This is a genomic window from Amphritea sp. 1_MG-2023 (assembly GCF_030547545.1).
Classification (GTDB): domain Bacteria; phylum Pseudomonadota; class Gammaproteobacteria; order Pseudomonadales; family Balneatricaceae; genus Amphritea.
Genome location: NZ_JAUOQE010000023.1, coordinates 38,939 through 55,522 on the forward strand (window position 1 = coordinate 38,939; position 16,584 = coordinate 55,522).

At 48.9% G+C, this 16,584-nt stretch carries 12 protein-coding genes; 6 read left to right on the forward strand and 6 right to left on the reverse strand.

The features are described 5' to 3' along the window. Positions 1-68 precede the first annotated feature (68 nt). The 5 genes from Q4488_RS12780 to Q4488_RS12800 all read left to right on the forward strand — a co-directional run bounded on the left by Q4488_RS12780 (position 69) and on the right by Q4488_RS12800 (position 7,289). Complete coding sequence (locus Q4488_RS12780; protein ID WP_368411579.1) at positions 69-1,253, forward strand: urate hydroxylase PuuD; 1,185 nt, start codon at positions 69-71, stop codon at positions 1,251-1,253. Positions 1,254-1,264: 11 nt separating this feature from the next. Next, positions 1,265-1,909: an HAD hydrolase-like protein gene (locus Q4488_RS12785; protein ID WP_303580867.1), complete on the forward strand. Its 645-nt coding sequence runs from the start codon at positions 1,265-1,267 to the stop codon at positions 1,907-1,909. Between the two features lie 100 nt (positions 1,910-2,009). Then, on the forward strand, positions 2,010-2,843 hold the full coding sequence (locus Q4488_RS12790) for an IclR family transcriptional regulator (RefSeq protein WP_303580868.1): 834 nt from the start codon (positions 2,010-2,012) through the stop codon (positions 2,841-2,843). Positions 2,844-3,142: 299 nt separating this feature from the next. Next, positions 3,143-4,789, forward strand: a complete 1,647-nt coding sequence (locus Q4488_RS12795) for a FecR domain-containing protein (RefSeq protein WP_303580869.1) — start codon at positions 3,143-3,145, stop codon at positions 4,787-4,789. 16 nt (positions 4,790-4,805) lie between these two features. Further along, on the forward strand, positions 4,806-7,289 hold the full coding sequence (locus Q4488_RS12800; RefSeq protein ID WP_303580870.1) for an EAL domain-containing protein: 2,484 nt from the start codon (positions 4,806-4,808) through the stop codon (positions 7,287-7,289). Positions 7,290-7,297: 8 nt separating this feature from the next. On the opposite strand, the gene Q4488_RS12805 is transcribed toward Q4488_RS12800, so the two are convergent. After that, positions 7,298-8,197, reverse strand: a complete 900-nt coding sequence (locus Q4488_RS12805; RefSeq protein ID WP_303580871.1) for a LysR family transcriptional regulator — start codon at positions 8,195-8,197, stop codon at positions 7,298-7,300. A 144-nt stretch (positions 8,198-8,341) separates the two neighbouring features. Between Q4488_RS12805 and Q4488_RS12810 the strand changes: the two genes are divergently transcribed. Next, positions 8,342-8,818, forward strand: a complete 477-nt coding sequence (locus Q4488_RS12810; protein ID WP_303580872.1) for a PACE efflux transporter — start codon at positions 8,342-8,344, stop codon at positions 8,816-8,818. A 126-nt stretch (positions 8,819-8,944) separates the two neighbouring features. On the opposite strand, the gene Q4488_RS12815 is transcribed toward Q4488_RS12810, so the two are convergent. The 5 genes from Q4488_RS12815 to Q4488_RS12835 all read right to left on the reverse strand — a co-directional run bounded on the left by Q4488_RS12815 (position 8,945) and on the right by Q4488_RS12835 (position 16,395). Then, positions 8,945-10,549 (reverse strand): ABC-F family ATPase, encoded by a 1,605-nt coding sequence (locus Q4488_RS12815; RefSeq protein ID WP_303580873.1) that lies wholly within the window; start codon positions 10,547-10,549, stop codon positions 8,945-8,947. 369 nt (positions 10,550-10,918) lie between these two features. Then, positions 10,919-12,007 carry a DUF3524 domain-containing protein gene (locus Q4488_RS12820; RefSeq protein WP_303580874.1) on the reverse strand — a complete coding sequence of 363 codons (1,089 nt, stop codon included), beginning with the start codon at positions 12,005-12,007 and terminating at the stop codon, positions 10,919-10,921. Between the two features lie 24 nt (positions 12,008-12,031). Further along, on the reverse strand, positions 12,032-13,309 hold the full coding sequence (locus Q4488_RS12825) for a hypothetical protein (protein WP_303580875.1): 1,278 nt from the start codon (positions 13,307-13,309) through the stop codon (positions 12,032-12,034). Positions 13,310-13,389: 80 nt separating this feature from the next. Next, the gene (locus tag Q4488_RS12830; protein WP_303580876.1) at positions 13,390-14,685 is read right to left on the reverse strand and encodes an SPOR domain-containing protein; all 1,296 of its coding nucleotides are present in this window, start codon (positions 14,683-14,685) and stop codon (positions 13,390-13,392) included. 87 nt (positions 14,686-14,772) lie between these two features. Beyond that, positions 14,773-16,395 carry an SPOR domain-containing protein gene (locus Q4488_RS12835; protein ID WP_303580877.1) on the reverse strand — a complete coding sequence of 541 codons (1,623 nt, stop codon included), beginning with the start codon at positions 16,393-16,395 and terminating at the stop codon, positions 14,773-14,775. Between the last annotated feature and the right edge of the window lie 189 nt (positions 16,396-16,584).

Consider the following 16,584-nt stretch of genomic DNA (forward strand, 5'->3'; position numbering starts at 1 on the left):
TAGTCGGCCCCTGAGCGAAAAACTAGACCATAAACGCCTCGACTGAGGTCAAGCTTGATGAGGAATACATGATGGATCCACATATCACGGAATGGCTAAACTTAGCAGTACGCTGGGTTCATATGATCACCGGTATCGCGTGGATTGGCGCTTCCTTTTACTTTGTCTGGCTGGAAAATCACCTAGAACGAAATCAACCGAGAGAAGGCTTATCGGGCGATCTGTGGGCGATTCATGGCGGCGGCATCTATCACTTAGAAAAATATAAACTTGCCCCACCGCAAATGCCGGAAAAGCTGCACTGGTTTTACTGGGAAGCGTATGCCACATTCCTCTCTGGCTTTACACTGTTAGCCGTCGTTTACTACCTCAATGCACCGCTCTATCTGATCGCACCCGGCTCTGAGATGGGAACGATGACGGCCATTGCTATCAGCATCGCCAGCCTCTTGGCCGGCTGGCTGATCTACACCAGTCTCTGTGATTCACCGCTAGGGCAAAAACCGCTGTTACTGGGGGTTGTACTGTTTGCGCTGTTAGTACTTGCGGCGTGGGGTTTATCACTCATCTATAGTGGCCGCGGTGCTTTTATTCATATCGGTGCTATTATCGGTACGATTATGGTGGGTAACGTTTTCCGTATTATTATGCCGGCACAACGCGCTATGGTCAGCGCAATTGAAGCAGGACAAACACCAGATCCTAAGCTACCGGCAAAAGGTTTGCTACGTTCTCGGCATAACAACTACTTTACTCTACCCGTGCTGTTCATCATGATCAGCAACCACTTCCCCAGCACCTATAGTTATGAATATAACTGGGCTATTCTTGGGGCGCTGGCATTTCTCAGCGTACTGGTACGACATTATTTCAATACCCGTCACCTCACTCAAAAATACCTCTGGACACTGCCCGCCGCCGCACTGGGTATGATCGTACTGGCCTTTGTCGTCGCACCTCAAACCGCGCCAACCTCTCAGGCTCAAGCGGTTAGCTTTACTCAGGTTCAACCGATCTTGAGTGAACGCTGCTCTGTTTGTCACTCGGCGAATCCGACCTATCCTGGCTTTACTGCGCCACCGCTGAACGTCATCATGGATACACCAGCACAAATAAAAACCTTAGTCCCCCGTATTCAGGCGCAAGCGATCACCACCACCGCGATGCCGCTAGGCAATATCACTCAGATGACGCCACAGGAACGAGATCTCCTAGGCCAATGGATTGCGCAAGGCGCCCGCATCGATCACTGAGGTCGCCGCTGATGGGGGATATCTTTTTTGATTTAGACGGTACCCTGCTCAATACTCAAGCAGGGATTGGCGAATCGATCCAAGCCGCGTTAACGACACTCGGTTACCCGAGTGTCTCGCCCAGCGAACTAACAAGCTGTTTTGGCCCACCGATACGCGATAGTTTCGCACGCCTCCTCAACACCGATCATCAAGCATTGATCGAAACGGCAGTGCGCCACTTTCGCCAACATTATCAACACAAAGGCATCTATAACTATCAACGCTATGCGGGCATCGAGGCCTTGCTACAACAGTTAACACAACGGCAAAAAACGCTGCGCGTACTGACGATTAAGCCTCAACCACAAGCGGAGTGGCTAATTCAACATGCCCAACTAGCACCTCTATTCAAAAGTATTCACGGCAGTCACCTCGATGGTAGCCGAAGCGATAAAACACAACACCTTAAAAGCCTGCTGCAACAGCAGCAGACCCCTGATCAGCCACACTGGATGATCGGCGACCGTGCCAGTGATGTTCACGCAGCACAAGCCTGTGGCATCCATTCAGTCGCCGTGACTTGGGGCTATGGCGACAGTGCCGAACTACATCATGCCAACAGCGATTTTGTCATTCATCGCCCCGATCAACTGATCCCCCTGTTAATCAATTAGCAACATATTATAAGCTCGGCCAAATCGATTTTCACGATATGAAAAAAACGCGTTAGTTATTACAATATGGTTATTAGCGATTATTGTCAGGTGCGATTCAATGTCAGGTACTCATCTATCAACCTCTCCCGAGTCATCGACCGATGCTCAAACCCCAGCCCATGATAATACCCAGAGTAAGCCCGTCAGCCGTATTCAGGTGATTGATCGAGCCGCCCATATTCTCGATGCCATCGCTCGCTATTCTCAACCGGTCACGCTCAAAGTACTCAGCGCCGAAACACAATTACATCCCTCAACCACTCATCGAATACTGCGAGCCTTGATCGATAATCGCTTTGTTGATCGTAATGAACAGGGTGAATACTGGTTGGGTAATCGACTCTTACAACTGACCAATAAACGGCGTACCGATGTCGATCTACGCGCCGTTGCACTGCCTTATATGGAGCGGCTAAGGGATCAGCTGGGCGAAAGTATCAATCTGACGGTGCGTGAGGGCGATGTCGTGATCTACTTTGAACGAACGATTCCTAATCGGATGATGCATGTGCATCAACTGATCGGTAGTCGTGCACCGCTGCATGTCACGGGGGTGGGTAAACTAATGCTCGGGCATGGTGGCGAGAATGAGATCAATCGCTATGCTCAGCGAACCAATCTGCCCTCTTACACTAAAAACACCTTTTCTACGCTGAGTGCCTTAACCGCAGAATGTTTACAATCTGTTGCGCAGGGTTACGCATTAGATAATGAAGAAGCAGAGATCGGCGTAGGCTGTATTGGCGTGTTAATTTATGATCAGACCAACCTACCGGTTGCCGGCTTATCCGTTTCGGCCCCCATTGAGCGTCGACATCTGACCTGGATCAGTAACGTTATTGATACGGCCCGCAGCATCTCCACACAACTGGGATATCGGCATTCAGACTAACGTTTATCGCGAGTTCGATGTTGCAAGCGTTACGATGCGATCCGTATCAATGTCAGTGAGGATATGTCATAAACAGTCTATCGTATTGAGGCTAATTGTTCTAAAGTGTAAATAACTTGCTTGAAGCTAACACGCTATCATCGATTGTTGTGTTGTTAGTTGTCGTTCACAAGTTCTGATCATTCATTGAATTAAGTTAGTCTGAGGCGGTACAACCCGACGAACATACAGCCGATCACTTGTTAACTGACGCATCGCGCTGTCAAACAGACTAACCGTTACGAAAGGAACTCCGCACGATGACTGTCAGCCGGTTAACTCTTTGTATGGTGCTTTTTTCAGCTATTGTAACCACGTCTATCTTTTCATCATCCGCGTGGGCTCAAGAATGGATCTATACAACGGTCGCGGGAGACAATCTCTGGAATCTGAGTGAACAGCATCTCGATAGCGTCAGCCGATTTAAGCAACTGCAACAACTCAACAATATTAAAAATCCGCGTCAAATGCAGCCAGGCACACGTCTACGGGTGCCCTTAAAATGGATACGTAGCAATCCTGTCGCGGCTAAGATAATCCAAGTACAAGGCCAAGCGGAGCTACTTCGCGCCGCCGATAACAGTATTCATTCAGTCGCTGAAGGGCATTTAATACAGTTAGGTGATCGCATTCGCTCTGGCGCAGACACCACTCTCGCCATACGTTTTGCCGATAACACCATTCTGACACTCTATAGCAACAGCCTGATTCGTTTTGATCACCTCAGCGCTCATGGCACAACCGGCATGGTGGATTCCAGATTACACCTACTGAAAGGTCGCCTAGATACTCGCGTCACACCGGCATCCGGTCCCGGCTCACGGTTTGAGATTGAAACGCCATCCGCTATTAGCGCGGTGCGAGGCACGGAATACCGCGCCAGCACCCTAGAGACCGGTCAACAATCAACGATTGAAGTTCTTCACGGCAAGGTGTTAGTCAGCGGCGCCAAGCAAAAACGACAGATCAAAGCCGGCTATGGCACCCAAGTTGAAGCCGGTAAGGCTCCAATTGCACCGCAAAAATTATTGCCTCCCCCTCGAGTTGAAACCCCTACCGAACCTATCCGCGATATTAACGGGACCATTCACTGGCATCGCGAGCCACTCGCTAGCCACTACCGTATTGAGTTATCCGATAACGCTTATTTTAATACGCTGCTTTGGCAACAGCTGACTCGCTATACCCGCGCCCCGCTGCCCGACCTACCCGATGGGGAGTACTTTGTGCGTGTCCGAGCGATCGATCAATTAGGCATCGAAGGCCAAAACAGGGTGTTTGCATTAACCTTAGACGCCAAACCACAGCCTCCCATGCAATTATCACCCGCCCATCAACAGGTCGTGCGAGGCCCATCAGCAGAACTGCAATGGACTACCTCAGAGGCAGCCGTCCGTTATCGCCTAGAGATAGCCACGGATAGCAACTTTAGCCAATTAATTGTCGACGATGATAGCCTGCAGAGTAATCGCTATGATGCCAGCGCATTGCCGGTTCCCGGACACTACTTCTGGCGTCTAACCAGTATCACCGCTGACCATGAATACGGCCCACCCAGCATTATACGGGAATGGGAAAGCAAGCCTGTGCCCGCCAAAATTGACGCGCAGATGGAGGCCTCAGAAGGTATGTTAGTGGCGAGTTGGCCTAGTGGCGAATTGGGAGCAACCTTTCAAATACAACTCGCCTATGATCAAGCCTTTACAGATCTACAAACCGATTTGATACTCAGTGAGCCGCAATTCGCCTTCGAAGCTGTGAAAAATCAAGTGCGCTATCTTAGAGTGCGCAGCCTGACAGCCGATGGCTATACTGGGCCTTGGGGAACGCCACAAAAAGTCATTCCGATAACCGACTATACACCGCTGACAATCTGGGGCGCTATTGTCATGTTGCTTCTCCTATAAACAGATGGAGTTATCCATGGTATCCAATCGTTCTCTCTGGTATGCCACGCTACTGACCGGCTTACTCCTGTTACTGAATGCGGGTCTTAACACGAATCGCAGCCTCGAGCGGCTTGATCTACTCACTTATGATCTGTTACTACCCTTTCACGCCGGCAGCATGAGTGATGATATCGTTATTATTGCCATCGATTACAACAGCATAGAACAACTAGGACGTTGGCCTTGGTCTCGCAGGGAGCATGCCAAATTAATCGATAAGCTCACTGAAGCAGAGGCGGCGGTCATCGGTATCGATATACTCTTTAGTGAAGCACAAACGGATGATATAGAAGCTGATCGATTATTCGCGCAGGCGTTACAACGTAATAAAACCGTTGTCCTGAGTATTGCCCCCGACCGACAAGCGAATGGCTTAATCACCGAGCTACTACCGTTGCCTGAATTAGCCGCCAGCGCCGTCGCTTTAGGGCATGTCGATACCGAACTCGACAAAGATGGCCTGTGCCGTCGCGCCTTTCTCTATGGCGGTGTCGGTGATGCTCGCTGGCCAGCGCTGCCTCTCGCGATGCTTCAAGCCGTGGGTAAAGCCCCCATACCGTTTCAGACTCATAACCAAACGAACCGAGAACCGCGCCTATCAGTATCAGAAAACTGGCTCAGAAAGAACAACATCCTGATCCCCTTCACCACCACTGAGCAAACGCCTCTCATTATCTCCTGGGTAGACCTGATAAACGGTTCAGTGCCACAGCAAACACTGCGTAACAAGTACGTACTGATTGGCTCTACAGCCACGGGACTCGGCGACTTAATTGCCACCCCCGCGGCCAAGGCGCATGAACGTATGCCCGGCATTGAGCTAAATGCGCAGATACTGAATGCGTTAATACAGAATAAAGCGATCTACCCAGTGACCGCGTCACAACAGATGCTCATCAGTTCTGCACTGATACTGTTGAGCATATTAGCTATTCTGCTACTACCTGCTCGCTTTAACTTATTCGCGGCGATGATGATGCTAGCGATAACGATCGCTTTAACACTCATCGCCATCACTTACTTTCATCGCTGGTTTACACCCGCACCAACGCTCATCTGTATCGCCGTTATCTGGCCAATCTGGAGCCTATGGCAGTTAAATGTCGATTATCGCTTACGCAGACAACTGCTAAACCAATTACAGCATCAGGCTCAGCATCACAGCGCAACAGGCATGCCTAACAGTGGCATGTTAGAAAACCGCCTCAAACAGCTCAACCTCAGCGATGATTCAACTCAGGTCATCGCGTTAATGATTATCCATTTTGAATGGCCCGGCTCTGCCAGTACCACCCTAGGTCGACCCATAGGCGACCTACTATTGAAAAGCATTGGCGAGCGCTTACGTCATATTGTCTCCGATAACGATTATATCGCGCATCTCAACGGCGATGACTTTGCTGTACTCTTTACTCAAATAACAGCAGAGAGTATTCGGCATCGCGCCGCAACTCTGCTGAAACAGATGCAGCAACCTTTAGAGGTCAATAACGAATCACTCCTGTTATCCCCGCAAATAGGCGTAAGTATCTGGTCCGCCGAAGATGACGATGATCATCAGCTGTTACGCAATGCTTATACGGCTATGTTTAAATCCCGTATCGATGAAAGCGAATACCTCTGTATCTATTCCGCCGATGTCGGACAGCGACTCAGAATCCGTTCACAGCTGGAACAAGCCCTCATTCATGCCATCGAGCGAGACGAATTTGAGATCTATTATCAACCGCAAATTCTGGCGGATAGTGGACGTATTGTCGGTACTGAAGCCTTATTACGCTGGCACAATCCGCAACTAGGTGCGGTTTCGCCGGAAGAATTCATTCCCGTGGCAGAACATGTGGGGTTAATACGTCCGATTGGTGAATGGGTACTCACTAACGCCTGTCATCAATTAAAACAATGGCAAGATGAAGGCCTGCCCACATTACGCTTAGCGGTTAACGTATCACCATTGCAGTTTGTTGATCCCGAATTAGGCAACAGCGTGCAACGTATTATTGAGCAAACCGGTATAAAACCCGAAGATCTGGAGCTGGAAATAACGGAGAGCTCGCTGATGTGGGATATGCCAACGGCGATTAAAATAATGCAGCAGATAAGACAACGAGGCACCATCTTCGCGATTGATGATTTTGGTACCGGTTATTCGTCACTGAGTAATCTCAGACATTTTCCTCTGGACCGCTTAAAAATTGATAAGTCCTTTACTCAAGAGATAGGCGACCGCAATGCCTCGACGGCGATCACGCTCACCATCTTGGCGATCGGTAAACGGCTGGGGATGAACGTTATCGCTGAAGGTATCGAAACCCCAGAACAAGCGAAATTTCTCCGTTCTAACGGTTGCGATGAGTTTCAAGGATTTATGTACAGTCATCCATTGCCCGCCGAACAGATGACACAATTACTGCGTGATGGCGGGGTTATCAAACTCAACTTAAATAAACAGCCATAACACGCCGCTCAAGGCTTATCTAAGGTGGTCATATCCAACTGCGATAACTCTTCCAGTAACCAGCTACCGGCCGTACCTAACGAGCGATTCTCACTCCAAACAACATCGATGCCTTGCAACGATGCCACCGCTTGATAAGCCCGCTGTAACATCAGTAATTCACCACTGACGAGTTTCTCCTGCACCACATTGCGGTGCAAAAACGCCCATCCCAAGCCACTACACAGCAATTCAAGAATAAGATGAGGGCTCTCTGAAAACCACACACGGGGGCTAAACATCAACCGTTCATGACTATGATCGGTTAAATCCAAACTGCGTAACACTAACTGACGGTGTGCCCTAAAGTTAGCATGACTGACAGGCTGCTCACTCACCAACGGGTGATCATGACGGCATACCGCCACCACCTCTGAATAACCAATACCCCGAAAACCGAAGCCCTGTGGGTAAGCTTCTCGCTCCAACATTAAGCCGATATCCGCTCGATTAGTGCGGATTAACTCGGCCACATCACTGCCGCCGGGATCGAGTAGTTCCAACTGAATATGGGGAAAGCGCTGTTCAAAGCGATGCAGAATATCCAATAATGGCTGACTCGAGATACTCTGCTCCACCGCTAGACACAACTCGATCTCATCACTCTGCCCTAACGCCTGCGCATGCACTCGAAACTCATGCTGACTATGCAATACCGTGCGAGCATACTCCAATAACGCCTGCCCACGCTGAGTTAATACCGGATTACGGTGCGTGCGATCAAACAAAGACACATTACTATCGAGCTCTAAATTACTAATCGCCGTACTCACCGCAGACTGCGCCTTACCCAAACGCCTCGCCGCCGCCGAAAAAGAGCCAGTTTCCGCAGCAATAACAAACGCTTCCAGTGGATCAAGCCCCGCCATAACCCCACTCCAATCTATCTACTTTTTAGATAGTATCTAACTTTTTTCTATCTAAATAAAGCCTAGAATGGCCCTCATATTCCAACCCCATTCGCTAACAATGCCTAACACAAACATATCGAGTCAGCATAGCAAGGAGCCATCATGAATCAGCCAATTATCACTCGCACCCCTCTCGACCGTCTGCGCCACACCCTGATGTTCGAACTCTTACTACTGACACTGCTAGCGCCGATGATGTCGCTATTGCTCAACCGAGATATTCTAGATGTCGGTATGCTATCGGTTGTCGTCAGCATTAAAGCGATGCTGATAAACCCGTTTTTCAACTTCCTGTTTGATCGATACGACGTTAAACGAGGCAGAATCCCCACCGAACGGAAGTTGTCCGGCCGACTGATTCATGCGGCAGGCTTAGAAGTAACGCTGATGGCCACCTCGCTACCGCTGATTATCTGGTGGCTCGATGTGACCTTTATGCAGGCCCTGGTGGTTGACCTACTGTCAATCTTTCTGGTGATGGCCTACACCTTGGTGTTTAACTGGGGATATGATCGGCTTTTTCCTGTTATTCAGCCATCCACTCAGTTATCCACTGATACCCTGGCCGCCAAACTTTAATAGCCCCCTCAATCGTTAGGCTTGGCGAGAGACTATGATCATCTAGCTGTAAAAAAGCCCCCACAGCGATAAAGCTGAGGGGGCTTTTTAGCTAGATACTAGCCAATCACGATTGGATAATAACCCTTAAGCCACCTGAGCAGCCTTAGTTTGATTATCTAAATATTCATCAAAGCTGCCCTTAAAGTGAATCACTTTTTGATCTTTAATCTCAATAATATTGTTCGCCAGCGAGGAGATAAACGCGCGATCATGACTAACAAAAATCAGCGTACCATCAAAACCGATCAGCGCATTATTCAAGGCTTCGATCGCTTCCATATCCATGTGGTTAGTCGGCTCATCCATAATTAACACGTTGATATCCATCATCATCAACTTGCCAAACAGTAGACGGTTTTTTTCACCACCGGAACAGACGCGCGCCTTCTTATTGAAATCATCGGCGGTAAACAGCAGACGTCCCAGCATCGCCCGTACTTTCAAATCATCATGTTTCGGTGTGCGCCACTGTGACATCCATTCAAACAGCGTCAGATCAGAATTAAAGTCGGCTGAGCTATCCTGAGGACAGTAACCAATCGATGCATTTTCAGACCACTTCAGCGTCCCTTCTTGCGCCTGTAATTCATCCACTAGGCAGCGAATAAAGGTCGTTTTACCGGCACCGTTTTCACCGATAATGGCCAGTTTAGCGCCCGCTTCCAGAATTAGGTTACCATCGCGAAACAACATGTCGTCGTCAAATCCATGCCCCATATCTTCCAGAATAAGTGCCTGACGGTGCAGTTTTTTATCCTGCTTATAGGTAATCGAAGGAAACTGACGGCTTGAGCTTTTGACCTCATCCAGTTCGATTTTTTCAAGTTTCTTAGCCCGAGAGCTCGCCTGCTTTGCTTTCGATGCATTGGCCGAGAAACGGTTAACGAATGCCTGTAACTCATCCATCTCCAGGCTCTTCTTCGCGTTTGAGGTGAGCAACTGTTCACGAATCAATGCCGAAGCTTCCAGATAATACTCATAGTTACCCGGATAGATACGCAGCTCACCATAATCGATATCGGCCATATGCGTACACACCGCGTTCAAGAAATGTCGATCGTGTGAAATAATAATCATGGTGCTTTTACGCTGATTAAGCACATTTTCTAACCAACTGATGGTATGAATATCCAAGTTGTTGGTTGGCTCATCGAGCAGCAACACATCAGGATTGGCAAACAACGCCTGCGCCAACAACACGCGAAGTTTCCAGCCGGGGGCAACCTGACTCATCAAGCCAAAGTGATACTCTTCTTCAATACCGGCTTCCAATAGAATATCCCCAGCACGGCTTTCGGCACTGTAGCCATCCATTTCGGCAAATTCGACTTCCAGATGAGCCACCTTCATACCGTCTTCTTCAGACATCTCTGGCAGCGAGTAGATACGCTCACGCTCCTGCTTAACCTTCCACAACTGCGCATCGCCCATAATCACCGCATCGATCACGGTGTACTCTTCAAAGGCAAACTGATCCTGACTGAGGATTCCCAGCTTTTCTCCCGGCGTCATCGACACATTACCGGCCGTTGGCGTCAGCTCACCACTCAAAATTTTCATAAAGGTGGATTTGCCGCAACCGTTAGCGCCGATCAAACCATAACGGTTACCGTTGCCAAATTTAGCAGAAATATTTTGAAACAGCGGCTCAGCGCCAAACTGCATAGTGATATTCGCAGAGGAGATCAAAGGGATAGGTCCTGAAAAGAGAGTTCTGGGAAGAATGTACTGACAAAGCGTCCTGAAAAGTACAGGTTATACAGTGTCAAAGTGACACCGTTAAAGTTGCCGCCACTTTAAAGAGTTCAGTCCCTAATGTCGAGGGGCAGCTGTACATTTATTAAACAAACACTGTTTTTACTCGCAGGATCGCCATCGTCTCGAGCACAATTCAACCCAATCAGAGATCATACAACGGCAGCGTTGCTGCGAGGTTCGCGATCGGATAGTTGCTGTCCTCGATAATCTTCACGGTTGCCGCCAAAGCACTAATATTAAAGCACGAATATTAAAGCACTCATGCCAGAGCACTCATATCAGGGCACTTATATCAGAGCACTAGTGCTGAAGCGCCACACGCTGCAGTAAAGCTTCATACTGTGCGCCCATATGATGCCAACTTAACGCCGATACATCCGGTACAGCGAGTGCTTGCCCCTGCTCTTTTAGCGCTGCATAACGGCTAACGGCATCAATCAGGCTCTGCGTTTCCCCTGTGCCACTACGATAGCAACAATGTTCAGGAAACAGCTCAGGGTAAGCCAAACGATTGGGCACTAACGGCATCGCCCCCGCAGCCACCCCTTCGAGTACCGCAATCCCTTGAAAGTCATGCATTGCGGTTGAAAGCACAATATCCGCTCGCTGTAGCAGGCGACGATAGTCGGCCACCGATGCAACAAAACCGCAGTGCTGTTCGCGTCTTTGCATTAATTGTTTCAACGTCTGAAACGACTCCGGTGAGTGACGAAACTGCTGCCCAACGACATCCAAGTGAAAATCAACATCTGCTTCACACAACCCTTGATACGCTCGTAGCAACCGTTCGGGTCCTTTATCAAACTCCCAACGATGGTTCCAAATAAGCCGTATAGCGCCTGATTGCGGCTCATTGGCTAAAAAAGCCGACGCGGTCAGTGGTACCTGCAACACTGATGAACACTGCTCTAATCTTTCCACCACACCGGCAGGTACCTGATCGGGGAGCTTTTTCAATAAAGCGCGACACCCCGACAGAAAAGTATCTCGATTATAAGCCGTATTAAAACAGACATGATCCGCAGCTAACGCCGTATAGAGATTAAGAATCTTCGGCTCAACATTGCCGTATTCGCGACCGGATTCGGGATAGGCAAATTGATTCTCGTGAAAATAAACCAGTGTGGGTATACCGCCAAGGTGAGGCACTAAGCCCCGTAGCGCAGATAGATCGGTCATGGAGGTGGCGATCACTAGATCATAAGGCTGTTCCAGTATGTCGCGTTCTCCCATGGCCCAGCTCAAGCTGTTACCGCGAATGCGCCAAGAAAAATAGCGTGGCGGTAATGTTAATAATGTCCACTGATGCTGGCTTAGATTTTCGATTAATCCCTGATGCCAATAGCGATGACTGGCCGCATCGTAGGCGGAAAGTAGGAGTATCTTCACTCGTCGTACGCCATCGAGATTGTATTATTGAGTATACAGTGAACGATAGCTACGTACCCACGCTTCATCCACCAGCGCAGTGGGCAGCTTGGCTTTAGAGGCATTGAGAGCGAGATTTTTATCGGCATAACTATCCTGAAGTAATATCACATAATCATGCTTAGCAAGATTAACCGCATAAGCCTGATCTTCTAAGTGATACTCCGCAATAAAGCGTAAAGCACTTGTTTGACTCGTTAGCCGAGCTAACTGAATGATGTAGCCATCGGATGGTTGACGCTTAAGCCAATCGAGATCCTGCCATATTGATGTCGCTGCCTGATTGTCTGTCGTTGCTACCGATGGTTGGCGAACCTTAACCAAGTAACCTTGATCTTGCGCGGGAGTATGAGACTCTGTAGATTTTTGAGCGTCGTTTGAACGAGTAGACCCATTCAACGTCAGTGTCTGAGCAGCATCTTGCTGTTGTATACGGGTTAAGATCCTATCATAAAGAACCTGCGTCTTGAGGTCGCCTAACTCAAGACTCGCGTCTGCGTAAGCCAACGCCCGCAACAGATCAAGAGGCACCGAGCGCCCCTCAAAATAAGCTAAAGCCAAGTTATGCGCAGCATAAGCGCTTCCCTTAGACAGCGCACGCTGATACCAATACACCGCTTGACTGGGCTCCACGTCCATCAGCATCACACCTAACCCTAACTGAGCTTTAAGATAACCGGATTGTGCCGATTTTTCGATCCACCGACGGGCTGTCATTAAGTCTTTTGTAACACCCTCGCCATGCAGCAACATCAAGCCCGTCTTCATCTGACTATCAGGCAAGCCTGCCTCTGCCGACTGCTGATAGAGCAAAAAAGCCCGATTAATATCCAACTCGACACCCTCACCCTGCTCATATAACCGGGCCAAATTACGCATCGCCTTAGGATTGCCCAAGGTAACCGATTGACGATAATACTTTAGGGCTTGACGCACATTAACGGCAACGCCTTTGCCCGTTTCATAAGCAATGGCTAAGTTATAGGCAGCTTCTGCATGATCTCCAGCAGCAGAAATAGTCAGCCACTCGACCACTTTTTCCCAGTCGGCGCCTTTACCCTCAATACCCAATGAATACAAGCGCGCCAAAATAAAGGCGGCCTGAGGATCGCCAACCTGCGCTAAAGGCAAGCAATAATCATAGGCTTGATTCATCTGTCCCGCATTATAATGTTGCTGACACAGTTGATTATTGGCGGCCAAACTCACGCTGGCTAATAATGTAATGGCTATCGCGATAGCCAGTCTAACCCCTAGAAACATTTAAAATCCTTTTAACTGAATAACAATACTTGATTATCACACGCGTTAATCGCTGCGCTTACGCCGTACTCAAAAAGACGCTATGAGTCATCTTTGTCATTATCAACATGAACAGAATCCGTGGATGTGTAAGCCCCCAGAATCGCTCGATAAGTACGATACCACACCATCCCCTTTAGCCCTTCAGGTAAGTGTTTTGCCGCTAGCTGTTTCGCTTCGGGTAGTGTGCGACCAGACTGCGCAAATAACACCACATACTTTTCACCGCCGGGCGTTATCGCTTTAAAATAGTGAGTCTTACCCTCTAACTGATAAGTCGCAAGATAAGCTTTAACGGAAGCCGCGCTGCTCAGTTGCGCCAGTTGCAAAACATAATTATGCTCGGGCTGCGCCATTAACCAAGCGAAATCATGTAAACCTACCGCATCGAGAGATGCTGACGCAGCGTTTGATTTATTAACCTCGGTATCCTGAATGGCCGCTTTCTCGGCCATGTCTAATGCGACAGTGTTATTTAGCGCTTCCTGTTTAACAGCTTTCTCTTTAGGCGCTTCTGCTGCATGGGTCGTGACGCGTTCCAATGATGCTAAACCATCAACATCCGCGGCGATCGCTTCATCACCGAGGGTGATCCGGTGAGCGACTTCAAGCACCTGCTGTTGCTTGATACTTTCCACTAACTCAATCGCTGGCTCATAGCCTAGTCGTTCACTTTCGATGGCATATGTTAAAGCCTGAGCCAAATTCACATCCCGCGTAGCAGAACCTTCGCGCAACAGCCCCGCCAGTTGATAATAAGCAAAACGGTTACCCTGCTGCGCAGCCTGTTGATAGAGCTGAATCGATTTTTCCGGATCACTGTCCTTGAATAAGGTCGCCAACATGACCTGTGCACTCTGATCGCCTCGATCAGCGGCCTGCGTTAGCCAGTAACGTGCCTCAGTGAGATCTTTGTCAGTGCCTTTGCCTTTCAAATAGGCAAGCCCCGTTTTTAACTGACTCGCTAAATGCCCCAACGTCGCACCCTCAAGGTACCAACGAAAGGCAACGCTCATATCCTGATCGACCACACCGCCTGTTTCATACAGCACGGCCAAGTTATAACAACCCGGCGCATAACCCTGCTCGGCTGAACGGGTTAGCCAACTCAAGGCCTGCTGTAAATCGGCAGAGCCTCCTTCAAACCCCTGACTGTAGAGGTTAGAAAGAATAAAGCTGGCTTCTCCATCTCCCTGAGCGGCCAACGGCAAACAATGATGTAACGCTTCACGGCTTTGGCCATCATCATAAAAACGACGACAGGTTTGATCCTCAGCACGAAGGGCCGCTGAAAAAAACAACACAATAGTAACCAGTGAGAAAACAATACGCGCCATATCACTTCCGAACAACAAGACTAAAAACAGATTGATTCAAACTAAACAACTAAGCCAAGTAGTTTTTATTACTGCCGGTTAAGCCAATTAAGGATCGACATACAACTCCTGCAAGCGCCTAAACTTACGAATCCAGTGACTCTTCTGAGCCGATTCAGACAGCTCAGCCAGAGCAGCATTGGCTTCTGCGATGGTTTTATAATCGCCATAAACGAGCACGAAAAACAGCCCCGCTTCACGCTGTGTCCTGAAATAACGCACCGTTTCCGGCAATTGATGCTTGTTAATATAATTGAGTACGCCTTGCTCATCGGTGCCATATAACAACTGAATGGTAAAGTTAGGTGGAAATTTATCCATTACCCAGCCATCGGGCAGCGCATATTGATTATCGGGTTGCCATGGGGCTTGTTGAGGATTAGTTGCAACGTTAACCTCAGACGATGAAGCATCCTGGGCGACAATGGCTGAAGCTAGCGCCGCTGCTGACGGCTTTGAGGCAGCATCAACTGAAGGCGCTAATGAAGAATTAGCTGAAGACTTTGATAGAGGATCGGTTGAGGGCTCTGATAAAGAATCGGCTGAAGGCTCTGATGAAGAGTCAGCTGACGGTTCTAGAGGTTCAGCGGCTGATTCTACAACTTCATTCATCGCGACTGAGTCCGTCATCGGCTCTGCCTGAGCGCCCAGATCATCGCTATCGATCATCCCCTTATCAACAGACAAGGTCGCCAACAACAGTTGCCGCTCACCCGATCCATTGTCAGGGATCGATTCTCGAATCTGTCGCGCAAGCTGTTGCTTCTCAGCCTGTAGCTCAACGACTTTTTTCTGTTCGGTTTCCAAACGGATCAAGTTCAATAACGATCCGGCTTCCTTATTACCGGCATCTAACGCTTGCTGTGCCAAATCGGCCGCCTTAGCATGATCGGTATCGACACCTTGACCAACATAATACACCAGCGCTAAATTTTGCAGCGCCAGCCCGTTACCCTGAGCCGCTGAACGTTGATACCAATTCAGACTTTCATCAGGATCAACCTCGGCCAAAAAAACCCCCATGGCAACCTGAGCATTGGCGTTGCCCGCTTCAGCCGCTTTTCTGATCCAGTGTTGTGCTGATGCTCGGTTAGCCTTGACGCCACGTCCTTCTAGCAGCATTGTGCCGATTTTCAGTTGGGCTTCCATCACGTCTTGTTGAGCCGCTTTAAGATACCACTGATAAGCCCGCTGCTCATCTTTTTCGCCGGCAGCGCCAGTTTCAAACATCGAGCCAAGTAATTTTTGCGCTTTAGGGTGCTGCGCCAATGCCGCCTGCTGATACCAATGACGCGCTTGATTATTACTCTGACTGACGCCCTGACCCAATTGATACGCCAGCCCTAATCGATAAGCCGATTCTGGATGACCTTTCTCTGCCGCGACCTGATCCCAAAACAAGCCACGCTGATCATCACGTTTTGTGCCCAACGCCTGATAATACATGGTCGCTAATAGAAACGCGCCTTTGGCATCGCCAAGCTCAGCAAGCTCCTGACATTGAGGCCGAGCCTCTTGATACTTTGCCGCGGCAAAAAGCGAATAACAATTGTTTTGATCGCCATCACTGGCGGCAGATAACGATGCAAAAAGCAGCGTGGAACTCACGCCAAGAAGAGTGGGTAAACGAAAATACAGCTGCAATCGTGTTAAATTCGGTTTTATTAACATAGTCCCTACCGCTAGCCAGAAGAACATTTAAACGCATCTTCACAACATTTCACGACTTAATTCCCCCTCGGAATTAAGCGAAAGCTGGCGACCATAACAATCCACTGTCGAAAGCCATCAATCAAACCCGCTTTAATTCTACCGACAATAGCACTAGAACAAGCGAGAACAAAGGCCATACCGCGATGT